At 68.8% G+C, this 18,103-nt stretch carries 19 protein-coding genes; 13 read left to right on the top strand and 6 right to left on the bottom strand.

Features of this window, described 5'->3' with window-relative positions; all coding sequences use genetic code 11:
* The first annotated feature begins 814 nt into the window (after nt 1–814).
* The 3 genes from ACEPPI_RS18980 to ACEPPI_RS18970 all read left to right on the top strand — a co-directional run bounded on the left by ACEPPI_RS18980 (nt 815) and on the right by ACEPPI_RS18970 (nt 3,788).
* Nucleotides 815–1,918 carry a sporulation protein gene (locus ACEPPI_RS18980; RefSeq protein ID WP_373916409.1) on the top strand — a complete coding sequence of 368 codons (1,104 nt, stop codon included), beginning with the start codon at nt 815–817 and terminating at the stop codon, nt 1,916–1,918.
* A 641-nt stretch (nt 1,919–2,559) separates the two neighbouring features.
* A complete protein-coding gene (locus ACEPPI_RS18975) occupies nt 2,560–2,949 on the top strand; it encodes a hypothetical protein (RefSeq protein WP_373916408.1) in 390 nt (129 codons plus the stop codon).
* Between the two features lie 260 nt (nt 2,950–3,209).
* Entirely contained in the window at nt 3,210–3,788 is a 579-nt protein-coding gene (locus tag ACEPPI_RS18970) for an AAA family ATPase (RefSeq protein WP_373916407.1), read from the top strand.
* 83 nt (nt 3,789–3,871) lie between these two features.
* Here ACEPPI_RS18970 and ACEPPI_RS18965 read toward each other — a convergent pair whose 3' ends face one another.
* Complete coding sequence (locus ACEPPI_RS18965) at nt 3,872–5,155, bottom strand: multiprotein-bridging factor 1 family protein (RefSeq protein ID WP_373916406.1); 1,284 nt, start codon at nt 5,153–5,155, stop codon at nt 3,872–3,874.
* Between the two features lie 231 nt (nt 5,156–5,386).
* On the opposite strand from ACEPPI_RS18965, the gene ACEPPI_RS18960 reads away from it, so the two are divergent.
* The 3 genes from ACEPPI_RS18960 (at nt 5,387) to ACEPPI_RS18950 (ending at nt 7,182) form a co-directional block, all read left to right on the top strand.
* Complete coding sequence (locus ACEPPI_RS18960) at nt 5,387–5,539, top strand: hypothetical protein (protein WP_373916405.1); 153 nt, start codon at nt 5,387–5,389, stop codon at nt 5,537–5,539.
* A gap of 9 nt (nt 5,540–5,548) precedes the next feature.
* Nucleotides 5,549–6,664 carry a methyltransferase domain-containing protein gene (locus ACEPPI_RS18955; protein ID WP_373916404.1) on the top strand — a complete coding sequence of 372 codons (1,116 nt, stop codon included), beginning with the start codon at nt 5,549–5,551 and terminating at the stop codon, nt 6,662–6,664.
* Between the two features lie 200 nt (nt 6,665–6,864).
* Nucleotides 6,865–7,182 carry a hypothetical protein gene (locus ACEPPI_RS18950; protein WP_373916403.1) on the top strand — a complete coding sequence of 106 codons (318 nt, stop codon included), beginning with the start codon at nt 6,865–6,867 and terminating at the stop codon, nt 7,180–7,182.
* A 176-nt stretch (nt 7,183–7,358) separates the two neighbouring features.
* Here ACEPPI_RS18950 and ACEPPI_RS18945 read toward each other — a convergent pair whose 3' ends face one another.
* From ACEPPI_RS18945 to ACEPPI_RS18935, 3 genes are read right to left on the bottom strand one after another with little or no spacing between them, the layout of a single operon-like run.
* Entirely contained in the window at nt 7,359–8,096 is a 738-nt protein-coding gene (locus ACEPPI_RS18945; protein ID WP_373916402.1) for a restriction endonuclease, read from the bottom strand.
* Nucleotides 8,097–8,150: 54 nt separating this feature from the next.
* Nucleotides 8,151–8,783, bottom strand: a complete 633-nt coding sequence (locus tag ACEPPI_RS18940; RefSeq protein WP_373916441.1) for a restriction endonuclease — start codon at nt 8,781–8,783, stop codon at nt 8,151–8,153.
* A 50-nt stretch (nt 8,784–8,833) separates the two neighbouring features.
* Nucleotides 8,834–9,037: a hypothetical protein gene (locus ACEPPI_RS18935; protein WP_373916401.1), complete on the bottom strand. Its 204-nt coding sequence runs from the start codon at nt 9,035–9,037 to the stop codon at nt 8,834–8,836.
* A gap of 1,409 nt (nt 9,038–10,446) precedes the next feature.
* Between ACEPPI_RS18935 and ACEPPI_RS18930 the strand changes: the two genes are divergently transcribed.
* The 6 genes from ACEPPI_RS18930 to ACEPPI_RS18905 all read left to right on the top strand — a co-directional run bounded on the left by ACEPPI_RS18930 (nt 10,447) and on the right by ACEPPI_RS18905 (nt 14,786).
* A complete protein-coding gene (locus tag ACEPPI_RS18930) occupies nt 10,447–11,625 on the top strand; it encodes a hypothetical protein (RefSeq protein WP_373916400.1) in 1,179 nt (392 codons plus the stop codon).
* Nucleotides 11,626–11,669: 44 nt separating this feature from the next.
* Nucleotides 11,670–12,845 (top strand): NucA/NucB deoxyribonuclease domain-containing protein, encoded by a 1,176-nt coding sequence (locus tag ACEPPI_RS18925; RefSeq protein WP_373916399.1) that lies wholly within the window; start codon nt 11,670–11,672, stop codon nt 12,843–12,845.
* Nucleotides 12,846–12,862: 17 nt separating this feature from the next.
* Nucleotides 12,863–13,393, top strand: a complete 531-nt coding sequence (locus ACEPPI_RS18920; RefSeq protein WP_373916398.1) for a hypothetical protein — start codon at nt 12,863–12,865, stop codon at nt 13,391–13,393.
* A 91-nt stretch (nt 13,394–13,484) separates the two neighbouring features.
* Nucleotides 13,485–14,036, top strand: a complete 552-nt coding sequence (locus tag ACEPPI_RS18915) for a tetratricopeptide repeat protein (protein WP_373916397.1) — start codon at nt 13,485–13,487, stop codon at nt 14,034–14,036.
* Nucleotides 14,037–14,132: 96 nt separating this feature from the next.
* Complete coding sequence (locus ACEPPI_RS18910; RefSeq protein ID WP_373916396.1) at nt 14,133–14,480, top strand: hypothetical protein; 348 nt, start codon at nt 14,133–14,135, stop codon at nt 14,478–14,480.
* Nucleotides 14,481–14,483: 3 nt separating this feature from the next.
* Nucleotides 14,484–14,786 (top strand): hypothetical protein, encoded by a 303-nt coding sequence (locus tag ACEPPI_RS18905; RefSeq protein WP_373916395.1) that lies wholly within the window; start codon nt 14,484–14,486, stop codon nt 14,784–14,786.
* Here ACEPPI_RS18905 and ACEPPI_RS18900 read toward each other — a convergent pair.
* Complete coding sequence (locus ACEPPI_RS18900) at nt 14,770–15,003, bottom strand: glutamate ligase domain-containing protein (protein WP_373916394.1); 234 nt, start codon at nt 15,001–15,003, stop codon at nt 14,770–14,772. The two genes, ACEPPI_RS18905 and ACEPPI_RS18900, sit on opposite strands and share 17 nt — an antisense overlap.
* A gap of 188 nt (nt 15,004–15,191) precedes the next feature.
* Here ACEPPI_RS18900 and ACEPPI_RS18895 point away from each other — a divergent pair, with 188 nt between their 5' ends.
* Nucleotides 15,192–16,085: a carbon-nitrogen hydrolase family protein gene (locus ACEPPI_RS18895; protein WP_373916393.1), complete on the top strand. Its 894-nt coding sequence runs from the start codon at nt 15,192–15,194 to the stop codon at nt 16,083–16,085.
* Nucleotides 16,086–17,021: 936 nt separating this feature from the next.
* Here the strand turns inward: ACEPPI_RS18895 and ACEPPI_RS18890 are convergent.
* Nucleotides 17,022–18,011, bottom strand: a complete 990-nt coding sequence (locus ACEPPI_RS18890; protein WP_373916392.1) for a phosphotransferase — start codon at nt 18,009–18,011, stop codon at nt 17,022–17,024.
* Between the last annotated feature and the right edge of the window lie 92 nt (nt 18,012–18,103).

The raw sequence follows: 18,103 nt of genomic DNA, 5'->3' as shown, positions 1-18,103 counted from the left end.
TCTCCGACATCACGCCCAGCCTCCATCCGTTTCAGGCAGCGCCATTGGCTGCGCCGGGCGGTTGCGGCCGACAGCTCGGACACATCTCGGCGCAGCCGTGTCTGGCCTCTTCTCGGTGGGCATCCTTCAGCGACTCGAACGCACTTCAGTACAGCTGCCGCTCCCCCCCTCGTCTAGGTGCGACCAACAAGCCCCGGGGTCCACGTCCTCCACGAATCCAGCTGGCCACTCGGCCGCCTGGCGGGTACAGGATATTCCGTTGGCCCGGGCCCGAATGCAGTCCGGTTTCACCTCCGGCACCCGGCCACCCCACAGCGGAGATACGAACCGCACCCACTCTGCAGGCAGTTCCCGGCGTCGGCCCACCGGCCGCCGCACATCGAGGTACAGACGCCCACTGACCCCCAGCTGACCGGGTACCCGGCTGACAACGGGGCGACGCCGGAGGTCGCCCAAAGCCCGGCCTGCCAGCCCGGCCGTGACCTGCTGCAGCATCTCCTCGTCAGTGGCCAGGACTTCCACCGCCACCACCCCAGCCTCGTCCGGCACATGAGCTCTCATGCACGACAAGGCAGCTTCCAGGTCGCCCGGGTTACGCCCCCGCCGTGAGGTTCACCTGCCCGTGGCACGGCGCGGCCGCGGGTCCGTGCGGCCTTATCACCCCCATGAGCACCAGCCTCGCCAGATGGGTTTCAGCCCTGATCCCGCGCCGCCGTGTACCCGAGTTCGTGGCCGCCGCTTTAGCGACCGCCTCGACAAACCCGCGAACGGAAACGAGATCGGCATGTACAGCAGGTCCGGTGGAAACCCTGACATGGGGTTGGAATTCGCCCGCGACCCCGTCAGTACCATCCGCGTCCCCGCGACCTACTGGAGAACCGTGGACCGCTCCCGCCGCCAGCTCATCAGCAACGGCTTCGCCATCGCCGCCTTAGCCACCCCCGCCACCCGCTGGCTGACCAAGCCGACCGACGCTCCCGTCTCCCACGAGGGCGGACGGCAGGTCGGCCGGAGCGACCTCGACGAACTGTGGAGGGCCGCCGATGAGGCCCGCCTGTGGGACTCCCGCTACGGCGGCGGAAACTGGAAGGCCGACTCCGTCACCAAATGCCTCCGCCTCAACGCCGCGCCGCTACTGACCCGCACCTACACCGAGAACATCGGGCGCGAGCTGTTCGCGGCGACCGCCGAGCTGTCCCGGGTCGTGGGCTGGTCAGCAGTCGACACCGGCCACCACGACACCGCCCAGCGCCACTTCATCCATGCCCTGCACCTTGCGCGGGCCGCGGGCAACGTGGAGAGCGGCTGCTACGTGATGGCCACCATGGCCCTGCAGGCCTTCCTTCGCGGCAACCCCGAACAAGCAGCGGACATGGCCGAAGGTGCCTACGAACGCGGCCTCGGCCACGCCGCACCCCGCGTTCTCGCCTTCGCAAAGCTGGCCGAAGCCCGCGCCCACGGCCGCACCGGAAACGCCCAGGCCGCGAAGGCCGCGCTCGGCCGGACCGAAGAGCTACTCGACTCCATCCGACCGGGCAGCCACGACCCGGAGCAGCTCGCCTACATGACCCACGCCCGGCTCGCCGCTGACGCAACCGAGGTACACCGCGACCTCGCAGACCCCAAGGGGGCCTTCGCCTGGAACTCACAGGCCAAGCCCATGCCAGCTGACCGCTTCACCCGAGCCACTGGCATCCGCATGGCCGTTCTGGCCGCCAGCCACCTCCAGGCCCGCGAACTCGAGCGCGGCCTCGTCGCCGCGAATATCTCACTCCGGATCCTCAGCAACGTCCACTCCACCCGCGCCCACAGCTACCTCCACGACGTCACCCGCGCCCTCGCACGCTGGAAGACCCGCCCCGAGGTAGCCGACCTCATCCGGCGCACACGCACCGAGCTCCCCACCACCGCAGCCTGAACCCTTGCACGGTCGTGGGTTCACCGAGGAGGTCTGATGGTCAATTCTGTGCCGGCCGACACCAGTGGATCTTCGCCGCCACGTGGTCGATTCGGTCCTCGGCCCTGTGGAGCAGGGCTTGGACGTCCGCCTGGACCCGGTCAACGTGGTGCGTAAGCGCCGCTCTCTCAGGGCCCGTACGGACGGGGGGCGTGGGTTCGGATCGAACGCCGGGGCTTCGACCGGATCGGTGAGCAGGGCTGGAACTGTATCGAGGCCGCTGCGGTCTTGCGGGACGTCGTTATGCCGGAGTGGTACCAGGGGGTGGCATGGCGGGAGGCGGGTGAGCCGGTGATGTGGCTGGCTGACGAGCTGGAGTTGGACGTGACGCTGTTCCCGCAGGCGGCGGAGGCGCGGACCAGGCCGGCTGGACGTCCGGGCTAATCCGTAAGGGCTCAGCCAGCTCTCGGAACAGCCGTCCGTGTGTCGACCTGTCCGAAATCTTCCCTTGCGGCCACGGGCACTGGCCGACTCGACGACAGTGGCATGGGGAGGTCCTGCTCTCGGATGTGAAACTGGTCTTTGAGCTTGTCAGGCCCGGGTTCGACCTATGACTGCCCACCCGGCTCACCGTCGTCGGGTCACGGATTGGAGACTTCTCGGTGGCTACTTCACGGCGCTGGCATCTGCTGGGCTCTCCCGGATTCGAGTACTCCGGCGAGGATGCAGGCCAGTTGCTCCGCCACCGTCTGGATTGGGGAACCCAGGAGACGTGGTTCGAGGATGGGCGAGCCGCCAACCTGGCCGTGGTCACCAACGGCGAGCGCGCGATGGTCGGCCTTCTGGATGATGAAGCCGACCGAGCGGAACACCTCGTCGATCCGCGGGGAAGCGGCAGCTCTGGCGGCTATCAGCTGGCCAATGGGCAGGTCGACGTCTACGCCGACCGGGATACCGTCACGTTCGAAGCTGCCGGCCGTGCCGTGGCGTACTTCGTCGAGCACGCTACGTGGCCCGACGACGTGAGCGTCGAAGACGACCGCAGTTCCTGACCTTCGGCATCGACCGGCTGCGGCAACCCGAACGCGGGCGCGCGAGATCCGCTCTGGATCGGATCGCCCGCTGGGCGGCGGGGGCATAGTGACAGCCTGGGCGACTCCCAGACGGAACGGCCTTCACTCTGACGTTGGCCCGTATCCACGTGGCCGAGTAAGAGATGCTGGGTGCATCGCCTTCCGGCTCAGCAATCAGCGGAGCGCCCCCTGGCCTCCGTCCTGACTCGTCGCGATTCCCACTACTCGGAGTGCTGCCCGTGCAAAGCCGCATCGCCCTTGTCGCCGTCGTCACTGGTCCACCTGGGACGGGGAAGACGACGCTCGCCCGCGCCCTTGCCCAGGAGCTTGGCTGCCCGGCCATCATTCGCGACGAGATCAAGCAGGGCATGGTGATGAATGTGCCGAATCACCAGGCCAACGGAGACGATCCCCTCAACATCGCGACGTTGGAAGCCTTCTTCAACGTGATCACCGTCCTCGTCCAGGCAAGGGTGACCCTCGTCATTGAGGCGGCCTTCCAGGACCGGCTCTGGCGCCCTGGTCTGGAATCCCTCATGGGCTTTGCAGACCTGCGGATCATCCGTTGCACCACGGCCACCTCGACGATTGTCGAGCGCATCGCGAATCGGGCCGAGGCCGACAGCCACCGGGCCGCCCACGGCGACACGGCCCTCCTCGCGGACATGGATGCAGGCACCTACGACCCGGGGAAGTTCGAACCCATCAGCCTCGACGCGCCCACCTTGATCGTGGACACGTCGGACGGCTACTCGCCCGGAACACCAGAGATCCAGGCGTTCCTGCGCGCACCACGAAAGTCGCTCGGCCTTCGATAGGGCTCATCACCTGAACCCGAGCACCGGGCGGCGTCCAAGCCGTTAACGACTTCCTGTGCGAGCGTGTCGAGCAGGCGGGGCGTCTACGCGACGCTCACGGCGACGAGCTCCCGGACGCCGCTGACCCTGGGGTGCTTCGCGTAGAGGTCGTCCACGATCTGCCGGATCGCGGGCCGGTCGCGGACCTCTCCGGGAGCGAGCCGGGCCGCGGCAAGGAGTTCGCCGACCGTCTGCTCGGGCTTGGACCGCTGCCACCAGGCGCGTGCGAGGTCGGTGTGCATGCGGCCCTTGCGCTCGATGGTCGGGAACTGGTCGGCGTGCAACTTGCGGCCGGCTTCGAGGGCGGTCCCGGCATCGCCGAGGGCCCAGTGGACGCCGACGGCGTAGAGGTCGACGGCCGCCGGGGTGACGGGGAAGAGGCGTCCGGCGGGGGCGATGTCGGGCAGGTCGCGGGCCGCGCGTGCGGCTTCCCGGATCATGACCAGCGCCTGGTCACGGTCTCCGGCGATGGCGGCCGTGTAGGCGGTGCTGCACAGCATCTGCGCGAAGGCGGATGCCTGCGCATCCGTGGCGAGGCCGGTGGCCTCCACGCGGGCGACAGCGGCTTCGATGTGTCCCTGGGCCGCTGCTTCTTGGCCCTGGTGGCGGAGCACGGCGGCGAGTTCGCGGGTGGCGGCGGCGGCGGCGAGCGGTGAGCCGGACACCTCGGCGTACAGCGTGGCCCGGTCCGCGGTCAGCCGTGATTGCTTGTATTGCCCCAGCTTGTTAAGGAGCTGGGAGGCGATGGTGTACGCCGAGGACAGGCGTGCGTAGTCGAGGTCTCGGCGGGTCTCGGAGGCTGCCTGGTGGGCATCGGCGAGCAGGCTCGGCAGCGTGCGTAGGAGTCCGGCATGGGCGGCGGCGTCGAACTGGCCGCGCGCGGCTGTCAGGCGGGCGTCAAGGGTACGGGCCGGGGCGCCGCTGGGCTCGGGTGTCGAGGCGAGCGCGGCTTCCATCCGGGTCATCAGGCTGAGCGGGACGGCGAGCGCCGCGGCGGTGATGAGGGGGCGGCGGCGCATGGGGTCCTCCTCGGCCGATGTCCTGTCGACGATAACTCTAGTTGCTGGTGGGGAACTTAGGCCTAAGGACGCGTTCAGGAGTGGCACGGGGACACCGACCTCGGCTGCGGCCTGTTTGAGCAGCGGCAGGTCGAGGAACCGGTCCTGCTCCAGGCGCGAGACGGTGGACTGCGAGCAGGCCAGCCGGATGCCGAGGTCCCTTTGCCGCCAGCCACGCGCCTGGCGGCCGACGCGGATGAGCGAACCTGCGCGCCGCCTCTCGGCGTACTCGAGGACGCGGCGGGAGCTCCAGAGCGGGTCAGTGCTCACGGCGCCCTCCGTCGGTAAGCGCTGGGTCTGCCGCCCCCACTCTAGGGGCTGTGATCGGGTGGGCACACTACGTATGCAGAATCTGCATACGCGATGCCGAACGTGGGCAGCGAGGTCCGCAGGATGTACGGATGTGGTGTCGTGGTCATCAGCACCAGACCCGCGGGCTGCGCGGCGGCCGCCCGCTCCGGTCAAGTCCAGCACCATCAACCGAGGTGAGGGGAGCACGTCATGGCGGACAAGAAGCCCAGTGACAACGGAGGCGGCGGGGGCGGCAGCCACTCCAAGCCGGACGCGCCCCTCTCCGGCGGCAAGCCGCCGCCGGGGAACTCCGACGGCCAGGTATCCAACCCGGGCTCCGGTTCCGGCAAGCGCAGGAAGTAGCGCGACGACATGTACCTCGAAGACCGCCAGCGGGAGCTGACGGAGGCCATGGACACCCAGGGCCTTTGGCCGGCGGACTCCCCGTGGGTCCGCCGCGCCATCCTGGACACGGTCCCCCGCCACGACTTCGCCCCCGACCAGTTGTGGACGTGGAATGGGCGCGACCAATACGTGCCCGTCGACCGCGGTCGCGACCCTGACAGGTGGGCCGACCACGTGTACGCCGGTCCCGAAGACTCCGCGATCACCCAGATCATGGACGGCCTGCCCAGCTCCAGCCTGTCGTGCGTCGCCGTGGTCGCGGACATGCTCGACTCGCTGATGCTGGAGCCCGGCCACCGCGTGTTGGAGGTCGGCACCGGGGCCGGGTGGAACGCCGGACTACTAGCCGCCCGCGCCGGCGCCGGAAAGGCCACCAGCGTCGAGGTCGACGCCGAGCTCGCCGACACCGCCCGCGCCCGCCTGACCGCGGCTGGGTTCGACGTCGCCGTGCACACAGGGGACGGCAACGCGGGCTGGCCCGCGGCCGCGCCGTACGACCGGGTGATCGCCACCTACGCGGTAGACGAGATCCCGTGGACGTGGATCGAGCAGACCAGACCCGGGGGCCGCCTCGTCGTCCCCTGGGGCCGCCTCGGGCACGTCGCGCTCACCGTCGCCGACGACGGCAAGTCAGCGACCGGCTGGGTACAGGGCCTCGGGATGTTCATGCCCAGCCGGGGCACCGACCAGGGCCGCGAGTACCACGCCATCCGTGGCGACGGGCCGCCCGACCGCACGGTCCGCGTCGAACGAGACCTGCGGCCGCTCGCCGACGTGCACCTGGTCTTTGCACTCAGGGTGTCCCACCCGGACATCCGGATCACGACCGAGGACACGGGGGAAGGCCTCACCGTCCGGCTACACGACGGCGACAGCTCGTGGGCCACCGCCACCACCGACCAGACTGGCACCGTGGCGGCGTACGAAGGTGGCCCCCGCCACCTCCTGGCGGAGGTCGACGCCGGGCGCCGGCACTGGGAGGAACGTGGCTCCCCGGGGCTGTGGGACTTCGGAATGACTGTCGCGCCCGACGGGCAACACGTCTGGTCCGGCACCGCCGATGCCGGACCGTACATGCCCTGACGGTTGTCGGTGCCCTACGGCAAGCTGCCCGGTGGGGTGTCCTCCCCCTCCTCACGAGTGGTCACGCGGACCCGAAGGACTGACCACTTCGGGTGGGATTCCTGGTTCTGATGGCGGCGGATGAGGCGCCATCTCTACGCTCGAACAACATCGGGCCGGGCCGCGTGGCCGGCCATGGACGAACTGGTGCAGGAGAGTATGTGCTCACCGAAGGCAAGCTGGTACGGGACCTGATTCCTGAGATCATTCGCGCGAACGGAGCCGAGCCGGAGGTCTACGTGGCAGACCCGGTCGAGTACCGGCGGCGGCTCCGCGAGAAGCTCGGCGAAGAAGTCTCGGAGTACATGGAGGCGGACGAGACCCACGCTCCCGAGGAGCTCGCCGACGTCCTCGAGGTCGCCTATGCGCTCGCTGCCGACCACGGCGTCGACCCCGCGCAGTTGGAGAAGATCCGTGCGGCCAAGGCCCAGGAGCGGGGCGGTTTCGCTGAGCGCATCGTATGGACCGGCAACCGCTGACCTGCGGTCCGGTATCCGGTTCAGCGCGCTGGCCTGGACAGCAGGATGTGCCTCACCCCGGGCAGCGGCAGCGAGGCCGCGGCCGCCAGAGGGACGCGGCTGGCGCGGTGGGCGAGCGCGGTGGTCTCCTCCCCGCGCAGATCGACCCCTGAAACCTGCGCGCTTCGCAGTGCGGACTATGCCGGGGAGTGCTGTTCGTCGACGACGGCGTACAGGTGCTCGCCGTGCGCCCAGCGCTTGAGCTCCGGCCGGCCGATGAGGACGATGTTGTGCCTCTGGGCGAAGTCCGTTGCGGGCTTGGTGAAGCCGTTGAGGGCGACGATGACGGCGACGTCCGCGCTGTGTTCGGGAACCGCGGTGCCATTGAACTTCTGCACCGCCCCTGACGCGACCGGGGTGGTGTACTGCTTGCATTGCACAACGATTTTCCTGTCGTCTGGGTCCCAGGCCACGACGTCCGCGCCCAGGTCTCCGGAGCCGCCGACTCGGCGGGCGCGCACGAACCCGTCCCGGGCCAGCAGGTCGGCGCACGCTTGCTCGAAGCCGTCCGCGCTCATCGCGGTCAGCTGCTTCATCCGGAACGTCAGGACACTGGGCGCCTCGGTGACCGGCGCGGTGGCATACTCCTCCTCCGTGTCTTCGGCGTCGCTGTAGTCGACGTAGACGGTGCGGTCGGAGAAGACCACGAAGCACAGCAACACCAGGGTGCCCAGGATGATCAGCGAGAACCACCAGGGGTGCCCGATCAGCCAGCCCCACACGTCCTCGCTGACCCACCCCCATACGTCCACGCTCACCCAGTGCCAGACGTCCTCGGTCAGCCACTGCCAGGCGACCTTGGCGATGGCCACGGCGAGGATGAACCAGAGGATGAATTTCAGTACCGGGTCCAGCGACCCGTCCTCGTCGAACAACGGCGTTCCCCCTCTTTCCTCTTTTGTCTCTCCGACAGCCGGCCTCCGGCGGGTCTATGCGGCGCGTCGCGCTCCTGTCCTGCGCGGTCGGCGGACGGGCAGCCGCAGCAGGTCGTGGAGCGGGACGCCGTCTTCAGCCCACTGCCGCAGCCGTTCGCGGTCGACCCAGTGGACCTGGTGCTGATCGCCCCACGACCTGGCGTCACGGGTGAAGCCGCCGTTGGTGACCACGACCGCGACATCGGCACCGTGGACGGGCCCGGCGGTCCCCTTGACCTGGTACATCACCTTGGAGTCGACCTTGCCGCCGACCGTGGTGTGCTTGGCCTGCAGCACGATCCGGCCCCGCTGGCCATGCCGGCCGATGACGTCGGCGGCCTGGTCGCCCTTCTGGCCGACCTGCCGTGCCGACCACCCGTCGCGGATCAACAGGTCCCGCAGCGCGAACTCGAACTCTGAATCATTGAGCGCGTCGATCCGAGCGAGCGGAATCTGCAGCACTGCGAGCAGTTCGGCCTGCGCCCGCCGGCGGCGTACGGCTCGGAGTTGCTGCCAGCCGAGACCGGCCAGGCCCGCGGCGGCCAGCACGGCAGCGACGGGCCACCCGCGAACCGCCGCATCCCACACCGCGCCGACCACCTTGGCCAGCATGGTCACGACCGCCACGGCGACGAGGGCGGCTGCCATCTGCTCGCGGCTACCGCGGGGCCTGCGCAGCCGCAGCCGGATTCCTCCCTTCACCGGTTCGGTGAAGCGGACACCGACGGCGCGGGGGAGGCCGGCTTGTCCGCCTCGGCCTCGCCGAACCCGAAGACCTGCCCCCACAGCCAGACGAAGGCGGCGATACCGGCGATCGTCCAGCCGCCCAACTTCTTCCCGCGCGACCCCCTCGGATTGCGGCGGATGTGCTGACGGACGACGTGGAACCCCTCCGGCGGCATGCCGTTCCCCCTCCTCTGACCTGGCAACCTGATGAGGCTGCCCTCCTGGACATGGGTGTATCAGCGGCCACTGACAAAAACTGATGGATCATCACGATGATCGGCACACAGCGACGACAAACCGGCCAGAGGGGCACCACCGCCCCCGCGTGCGGCGGGATGTTCTCCGTACGGCGCTGTGACCTTGAGATTTCTCACCTCATGCGGCACCAGCTCACGCCGCCTGCCTGGTGCGGCCGACGCCGACTCGCTGTCCGCCAGAGGCGGACTACCTGCGTTAACGCCCGAGGGACTGCCCCTGGGAAGCCGCTCGCAGTTGGCGAGAATTGCGGCTGACTTTTTCGAGTAGGGCGATCTTGGCAGTGGTGCAGCACCGGGTCCTGGTCCCGTCGAACCGGCCGTCGTGCTCGAAGTACCGGTTCGCCGCGTGGGCGCCCCCGCAGAAGGCGAAGGCGGGGCATGTGGCGCGGCAGGCATCCACGCCATGCCAGAACTCGGGGATCCAGGGGGCGTTCCTCGGCCTCGGCCACGAGGACGTCCAGGCCGTCCTTGAGCACGTTGCCAGTGGTGAAGTCACCGAACCGGGTGTCGGTGAACCCGGCCAGCTCGGGGGGAGAGCATGACGGCCCCGCCGTCGTAGGCGATGGTGGGCATCGGATCCCAGGGCGCAGAGGACGGCGTGGTGGCGGTGGTGTGGCCGCCGAGAATGGCACCGGCGAAGTTGAGGACTCGCTGGATCTCCCGCAGCCGGATGACCGGGTTGGCCTCCAGGCGTCCGCGAGGGCGGCCTCCGTAGTAGTTCCCGGAGGGTCCCGGCAGCCCTGCCGCCTACATCCCGGGCGCCCGGGATGCAACGAACGGAGCAGGGTGAGCACACTCGCCTCCGCCCCACCCAACCAGCTTCAGCGCGCCCTCGAAGCGGATGCTCGCGGACGACGCCTGCCACGGCACAGTCCGGCGAGGTCGCGCGTGGAGACCGCGCGGGCGTCAGCGTGCTCGGCCGCGTCGAAGTAACCCACCCACTCCGGGACGCCATCGCCGGGCCCGCCCGCCAGAACTCGTCGCCATGATTGGCGGCGCCGGCTGAGCTCCCGCCTGGCAACCACTGTCTGCCCGCAAACGGTCTCCGAGGAGTCCCGGGGCGGTGGTTGAGCCAGCCTTCCTCCGGTTCCGGTCAATCCGGCGACAGACCGGTTGCTGCATGCATCGATTCGATAGGTTCGCCTGGTCATCTAAATGATCATGTTTAAGTAGGGGGAATCTTGCATTTACGGGGAAGGCTGCTCGCGGCTCTGTCGGCGGTGACGTCGGCCGTGCTTCTGCCACTGGCGGCGGCATCGCCTGCCAGCGCCAGCGCACCGGTGCAGAGCTGTAACGAGACCCATCAGGCCCGTATCTTCTTCTGGGCGGTGGCATGCACCCAGCCCGGTCAGCCGGTGATCGGTGCGTTCGGGACCTGGCGGAACGTACCCATTACCTTCGGCAGCGGCGGGGACGCCGGGTCTGCGCAGGCGTCGAACTACCTGCGGATGGTCCCCAACACCGAAGGGGGGATGTTCGCCAACTCCATCGAGGTCGGTCTCTACGCCGAGAAGACCGGTCCGACGGCCAGCACGTACGGGCCGCGATGGACCGAGCTGGGCAACAGCGGGGGCAAGACGAAGGCCATCACGGCCGGAATCAACCCGGCGGTCGCGGACAACATGAACCACACCTACATGACGGTCCGCCAGGCCAGTGGTGACCAGTGGGACGTGCTGTACGACTTCAACTGGGTCGGCAGCACCACCGACCAGCTCAAGGTCCCACGCGGGAACTCCAACCGGATCGACATAGGTCTGGAGGTCATGGGACCACAGCACGTCACCGTTCCGGAGATCGCCAACCGGGTCCAGTTCATGGCGGAGAACAAAGCCTGGTCCCGCGCCGCGACCGCGGACACCGCCCAGGTCACCACGCTGGGAATCTGCGGACAGTCGAAGGGACTGCCCTCCGACCCGACGGCCGTCTACACCGCCCCGTACTGCTTCAATGCGAAGCTGACGGACGCCACGAAGTTCACTCAGTGGACCGTGAGCAAACCCGGCACCACCACCTCGCAGGCGAGCCCGCTGCCTCCCCGGGCGACAGGAACGCTCAACGGCGTCGACCAGAAGGCACTGTCGCGGTGCCTGGCAACCGACCCTGACGCCTGCCTGACCTCCGTCCCTGGCCTGTCCGCATGCGTGCAGACCGCCAAGGTCTGTAACGCCGCCGCGCTCCGGAGCGCCCCCCGCTCCTCCGCGCGCGCGGACAGCGCCCCGGGGGAAGTTGCTGACATCGGCGCCAGCGCTGCGGCGTCCTTCGGAGTTGCTCAGAACACCCTGCGCGTCACCACAGGAACCCGAGCCCCCGGCGCCACAGCCACGTTCGGCCTCAGCTCGCAGTCACCGGCCGCCGCCGACACCGCCGTGGTGACCGTGGAGTCATCGGCACCGAACCACGGACTGGAGCAGCGTGGTCTGACCTTCCAGGGCTTCCGCGCCACCTACTCGGCCAGCACCGGCCAGCTCCTGGATGCCTGTTGGGGGCAGCTGTGCCGCTCCTGACCACCACCGCCGTGACCGCCCCACCCATAGCCGAGGAGCCTTCCGTGCCTGACGGTCGCCCGCCCCTGCCCGGCCGACCCCGCCGGCGCCGAACCGCGACGATGGTCCTGTCCACCGTGCTCATGCTCGCAGCCGGCCTCGGAACAGCTGGTCCAGCCAATGCAGAAACGATTCCGCATGGTGGTCCGAATGCCACGGCCGCAGTCGGCCAGCAGGAGAAGGACCTGCGCACCGAGTGCGCCGCCCATCCGGAGGCGAAGACCCGCAAGGGCTGGGTCAAGAGCCGCTTCGAAACGTGCGTGCACCAGCCCGTCTACCTCAAGCTCATGGACAAGGAGCGCCGCCTGAGGGGCGAACTCTGGTTCGACCTGTGGATCCTCGGTTTCTCCTACGACGGATCCCGCCGTGTCGACTACACCAGCAGTATCGAGAACATCCGTACCAAGGCGGTTGCCGGCGAGAATCCGGCGACGTGGAAGATCGACCAGAACTTCAGCCACACGATCAACGCCTCGGCCAGCGGCCCCAACCCCCAGATGACCAAACCGGCCGTCACCACCCGCAGCGAGAACATCGCGCAGTGGACCACGAAACCCTTCTGGCAGCTCAACTACACCTCGCCCGACACCGGCAAACTCGACCCCGCCAACACCCAGGTCGTCACCGGGATGATCACCCTGGACATGCGGGTGTCCTCACCTACCGCGGTGCCCTGGACGGATCCCGTCATGGCCTACTCCAGCGTCCGCTTCGACTACGCCGGGCCGACCGCCGGCAAGCACAAGGGCACCGTCTTCACCGAAGCCCGCGTCGAACTCGTGATGAGCCTGAAAGACCCTGCCGTCGACCAGAGCGCCAGACACATCCTCGACGCCCAGCAGCTTCCCGAGCGCACCTTCCCCTCCTGGGCCGGTAAGACCGTGCCCGGAGCCACGGAACCTCTGCACCGCCTCATCGACAAGGAGGAGCAGAAGAAGAACCGCGCGAACGCGATCGCCACATGCAACGATGTCTGGGGCGACTACAGCGGGACGAAGCTCCAATGCGACGAGTACCCCTTCGCCTCGACGAAGGAAGGCGCCGCCGCCCCGGGTAAACGATTCTCCGCCCGGCTCATCGAGGGAACCGACAACGAGACAGGCGGCCGCCGCCTCAACGACATGTTCACCCTGAACCGCGTCCTCGACGGAGACGCGTTCTACGTGAAAATCACTCCCTGAGCAGTGACGGAGCCCCCGTGTCCCTCATCACCGAGTACACCACCACCGCCCGACCGGACCGCAGGACTGTGGAGGTCTACGACTCTGAGGCCTACCTTGGCGACGACGAGGCGTTGCAGCAGTCGAGGACCCAGGTAGTCGCCGGGAACGGCTATCACCTCTACCTGCACAGCCTTCAACCCGACATCGAAGTGCAGGTCACCATCAGGGTCTGGGATACCCCCCAGAAGCCCCTGGAAGACGCTGAGGGCACGGTCCCTGTCTCCCTGGAATCGGAGACGGGCCAACTTGTCGTCAACCAGCTCACCTTCGGGCCGGCGGGCATGATGGACCTGCCCCGACCCGGCGTCTACGACGGGCACGCGACATGGAGGGGACGAGAAGCCACGGCCTCCTACTACAACACGTGCCTCCAGCGCGCTGTCGATGAGCAATGGGGCGCGGAACAGATCGGAGCAGCCTGGAAACAGTGCTCCACGGCTGAGCAGTACACCCTCGACCTCTGGTTCGTAAGGGAATCCGAACCCGAGGACGAGGACGACGAATAGCCTTGGGGACTGCTCCCCCAGACACGAGATGGGGCCCGTGACTTCCATCCACCCGCGCGGAGGCACGGGCCCTTTCCCCAGGTCGCCTGCTATGCCCCACCGAGCCTGGGGGACAGCTCTTACGCCAGATCCGGCGCGGCGCCCGCATCCTGGCGAGCAGGGCCGCTGGATCGAGACGGACGCCCTAGCCCGCGAGGCAGTTCGCCTCGGCCAGAGCGCGCTCGGAGCCGGCCACGACGTCACCCGCGGTGCCCTGCTGGCGAGTGCCTGGCTGAAGGTGAAATCAGGCAACGCGCACGCGGACACACTGGCCCGTGCCGTCGTCATGGCCCTGGACGGTTCCACCCACGCCGCCTCCGCCCGCAACCTCCTCGTCACCGCCCTCCGCAAGAACGGCCAGTACGAGGAAGCCGAGCGAGTGGCCCGCGAAACACTCGTCATGCGCGAGGAGCAGCTGGGCCCTGAGTACCCGCACACCCTGCTCCTGCGGTCCGACCTCGCGCTCACCCTGTACGCCGCCGGCCGCACGACCGAAGCCCTTGCCTTGGCGGAGGAAAACCTGGCTGCCGGCGAGCGAGCCCTGGGGCCGCACGCCCCGTGCACGGCACGACTACGCAAAGCCCACGAGACGATCGCCGCCTGACCGGCTCTCGCCCGGCTCGCGTCATCGGTCCCGTGTCGGCCGGTCTGATCGAACGAACCGGCAGCCCGTTCGTCAGTCCAGTGGCAGACTCCCCCTATGGCCACCATCGACATAACGGGACTGGAACCTGCCGCCGTTGTTGCCGCCCTGTACAACCACGCCCGGCCAGTCGGGCTGGGCGTGGGGGTCGATGGCAGTGATGGACAGCTGAATGCTGCCGAGGTACGGCGGCTGCTCGATGAGGTTCCAACGATCTCTGTACGGCAGGCGCCGCCCTCGGACCTGCCGTATGCCGACATCTTCGGCAATCTGTTCATCAACTACCTTCAGGGGCGCCCGCTGTACGTCTCGATCACTGGCTCCATGCTGGACACCGACCGCTACGACCGGGATCACGGCGCCAGTGCCGCCGAGCGCATCGTGGACAACCTGAAGTGGGGGTGACGTATGGCCGCCTTTCCCGGGACCCGTCCGCTGACCGGTGACGCGGTCCAAATCACCACCGAGGCCGCCTCCGTGACGATCACTGGGCGCATCACGTCCCAAGGCGTCCTGCGCGACGGCTGCGGCCTGGTCGAACTCACGCTGCCCGACGCCGACCCGCAGCAGCGGCGCGACCTGGAGTGGAGCAAGCGGTACCAGTACAACCTCTACGTTGGCGGCGCCCTGCTCTATTCGTCTCCTGAGCTGGAGGTCCGGGAGACCCGGCGGGCGGGTGACGGGGCGCTGATCGTCAGCGGATCACCGTGACCCCTACGGCTGTGTCCGCCGACACGCGCCGGCGAAGGCTCACCGTCGGCCAGATCGCCTCCTCGCCCAGTTCCTTCATCTCGCCCAGGACCGCGACCGTGCGTCGGCCGCCGGCCATCGCGGACAGGGCGGAGAGGGCTACCGCCATCGATTCGGGGTTCGCGTTGAACGCGTCGTTGACGATCCGCAGGCCGTCGCGGCGGTCGAGGACTTCCATGCGTCCGGCGGTGAGGTTCCTGGCGGTCGAGAGCGCGGCGGCTACGTCGGTCCAGCGGGCCGGGTTCCGGCTTCGCCGGGGCCGAGAGGTCGCGCCGTCGAACAGTTGACTGCTTGCATCCGGCCAGGGATGGCCTGGGTCCGCCGGGGGTCTGGCCGTGGATCTGGGCGTGCCGTACCGTCCACGGCGTGGCGAGGACATTGCGGTTGGCGGTCGCGCAGAGCACGGTGCCGGAGGACCCCACTGAGCGAGGAGCGCTGCGGGCGGCCGGGGAGGAGATCCGGGCTCTGATGGTCGAGGCCGCCGGGGCAGGTGCGCGGCTGGTGCAGTTCCCCGAGGGGGCGATCGTCTACCCGAGCAAGCACGTGATGGCGGCCGGAGCGGCCGGCGAGCTGGTCCCGGCCGACTGGAGCCGTGCCGCGTGGGATGTCCTACTCAAGGAAGCGGAGTCGATCGCCACGCTGGCGGGGCAGCTCGGCCTGTGGACGGTGTTCGGGTCGATTCACCCGCTGACGCCGCCGCACCGGCCGCACAACAGCCTCTACATCGTCTCCGACCGCGGCCGGCTGGTCGCACGGTACGACAAGCGGTTCCTTTCGGACACCGAGGTCTCCTACCTGTACTCCCCCGGGCAGCAGCCGCTCGTCTTCGAGGTGGATGGCATCCGGTTCGGTTTCGCGCTGTGCATCGAGGCTAACTTCCCCGAGGTGTTCGCCGAGTACGAACGCCTGGACGTCGACTGCGTCCTGCTGTCGGTGATGGTCGACGACGCGCCCCGGGCCCGCGTCGCCCAGGCGTACGGAACGCTCTACAACTACTGGCTGGGCTACTCCGTCCCGGCGCAGTTCAGCGCTACGGTGCCGTCCGGGATCGTGGGGCCCGGGGGACGGTGGCTGGCGCGCTGCCCCGCAGACGGACGTCCAGCCCTGGCAGTCGCGGACATCGACCTCGACTCGCAGGAGAAGGCCATCGACGTCGCCCTTCGCTACGCCCGCCCATGGCGCCGCTTAGCTCGCGCTGGGCTCTACGACGAGCAGATCCCAGTCGGCGACGCCCGCAGCGACACCCGCACAACCTTCTGAGACCGCCCGGCCACTGGCGGCCAACCCAGATATCCAACGCCTTTTGCGCCGCTCCTTGGCAGAGGATCGCAGCCGGACGCAGGCAGGAAGCACTGGCGATGGCTGCGGAGGCTCTGACCGCCAGCGAGGAAGCCCTGGGTGAGCAGGCGCCTATGCAGCGTGCGCCTGCGCACGACGAAGGAACTGATCGCCGCATAGGCTGCGACCCGATGAATCAACGCGACTACGGAAGGGGCCGATGCGCCGCATCTCGGAGAATGGTGACGGTGCATCCGGTGGTCTTCCTGGGTATCCAGGCCATCTCCTTCCGCCCCGCCACATCACAGCTTCCCTAGGCCGGTGAAGCCTCAGCACCGTGCTGGCCGCCGCACGCCCGCCGGGCGGCATGCCGCGCTCCTCCCCCCGCCCTTCGCGCCGCCCAGCCCGCAGGGCTGGCAGGAGAGGACCGGGGACATCCTCATGGTCAACCCTATTCCGCAGAACGGGGCAGCTCTCCTCCACCGGCTGATCAAGAGGCTGCCTGAGCGGCACACTTCACCCTAGTCACAGGCTGGTGGGACACCGCGGAAGACTTCCCTCCGTACCCGACCGTGACTTACATGCCACGGACATACGACATGGGCACCCTTTACACCGTCCACAGGCTGCTGCTGGTGCCTTCCTTGGTGTAGGACGCCTTCCCCCTCGCCATCGTCGAAACCGCCCTGCACGACCTGCCGGCCGTCGGCTCGGCGCGCGGTGGGATCCCGGAAGCAATAGGCGACGAAGCCCGCTGCCCGCCCGTCGAGGAAGAGCAGCCCTGGATCGAGATGATCCAGGCTCTCGACGACGACCGCCTCCGCACGCTCGGTCGGCGGGACCGGCGGCGGGCACAGTAGTGCCTGTATCCGCTCCTGCCGAGACTCGCCGCCGAAGGGCTACTGCCCGGTGGTCCGCCTACCCGCCGGCGGTGATCGATGCGCGAACCTGCGCCCGCTCATCGGTCCACCAGGCCAGCAGGCGTTCCCCGGTGATCCACAGCTCGTCCGGGCCGTGGTCGTGCTTGTCGTAGTGCCACTGCAGCTGCCAGAAGTCGCTCGCGCGCTTCCACCACAGCCGGGCCTCCGCGTCTTCCAGAGCCGCGTCGTCCAAGGGCACCATGCCGCGGTAACCGGCCACGAAGGCGCCCACGCGCTCCAGGTCGAGCCGGCCCTCGGGCAGGGTGAACCACACCTGCGCCGTACGGACCACCTCCTCGGCGTAGGGCCTCACCCCGAGACGGTCCCAGTCCAGCACCGCCGCAACCTCGCCGCGGTCCCACAGGATGTTCAACGGCTGCAGGTCACCATGGGTCCAGCCCACCGGCCCCAGCGGCACCTCTGTCGCCGGGCGAGCCTCGGCGAACCGGGTGATCAGGTCCTTACGCCGGCGCAGAGCCTCACTGGTGAACTCGTCGAACGGCGTTCGGACCGACAGCGCGCTGATCGTGGCCAGGAACTGGTCGGCCTCGGCCACTGCCGCCTGCGGCGCCACCACCTTGGCCCGGGGCACCGCCCCAGGCTCCGGCAAGCCCGAGTCCGCCAGCGCCCGGTGCATCTCTCCGACCAGCGCGCCCAGAACCCGAACCTCGGCGGCCGTCAGGTCAAGGGCCCTCCGATGCGTCCCTTCGATCCACGGCAGCAGGCAGTACGTGTGGGCACCGATCGATGCCAGGACCTCACCCGATTCCGTGGGGCGGGGCGCGCACACCGGCAGCCCCGCCTCCGCGAGGGGCGTCAGGGTCTCCAGGCTCCGGCGTGCCTTCGCCGCTGGGACGTCCTGCAGCTGCTTCAGGGCGAACACCCCCGCATCGCTGGTCAGACGCCAGTTGCGGTTCATCATGCCGGCATCCAGGAACCTCAGCTCCTGCAGGCTCCCCAGACCAAAGGCTAAGGGCTTGCAGATCATTAACACGTTGTCTCGATCTTGCTTTCGGGATCGCTGCTCTGGGCGAGGACCCGAGCCTGGAGGGGCACGAGGGCAGCGGGTGGGGTGGTCGC

The sequence above is a fragment of the Streptomyces sp. AB3(2024) genome (genome assembly GCF_041862025.1).
Classification (GTDB): Bacteria; Actinomycetota; Actinomycetes; order Streptomycetales; family Streptomycetaceae; genus Streptomyces.
This window is presented reverse-complemented; position numbering and strand designations above follow the sequence as displayed.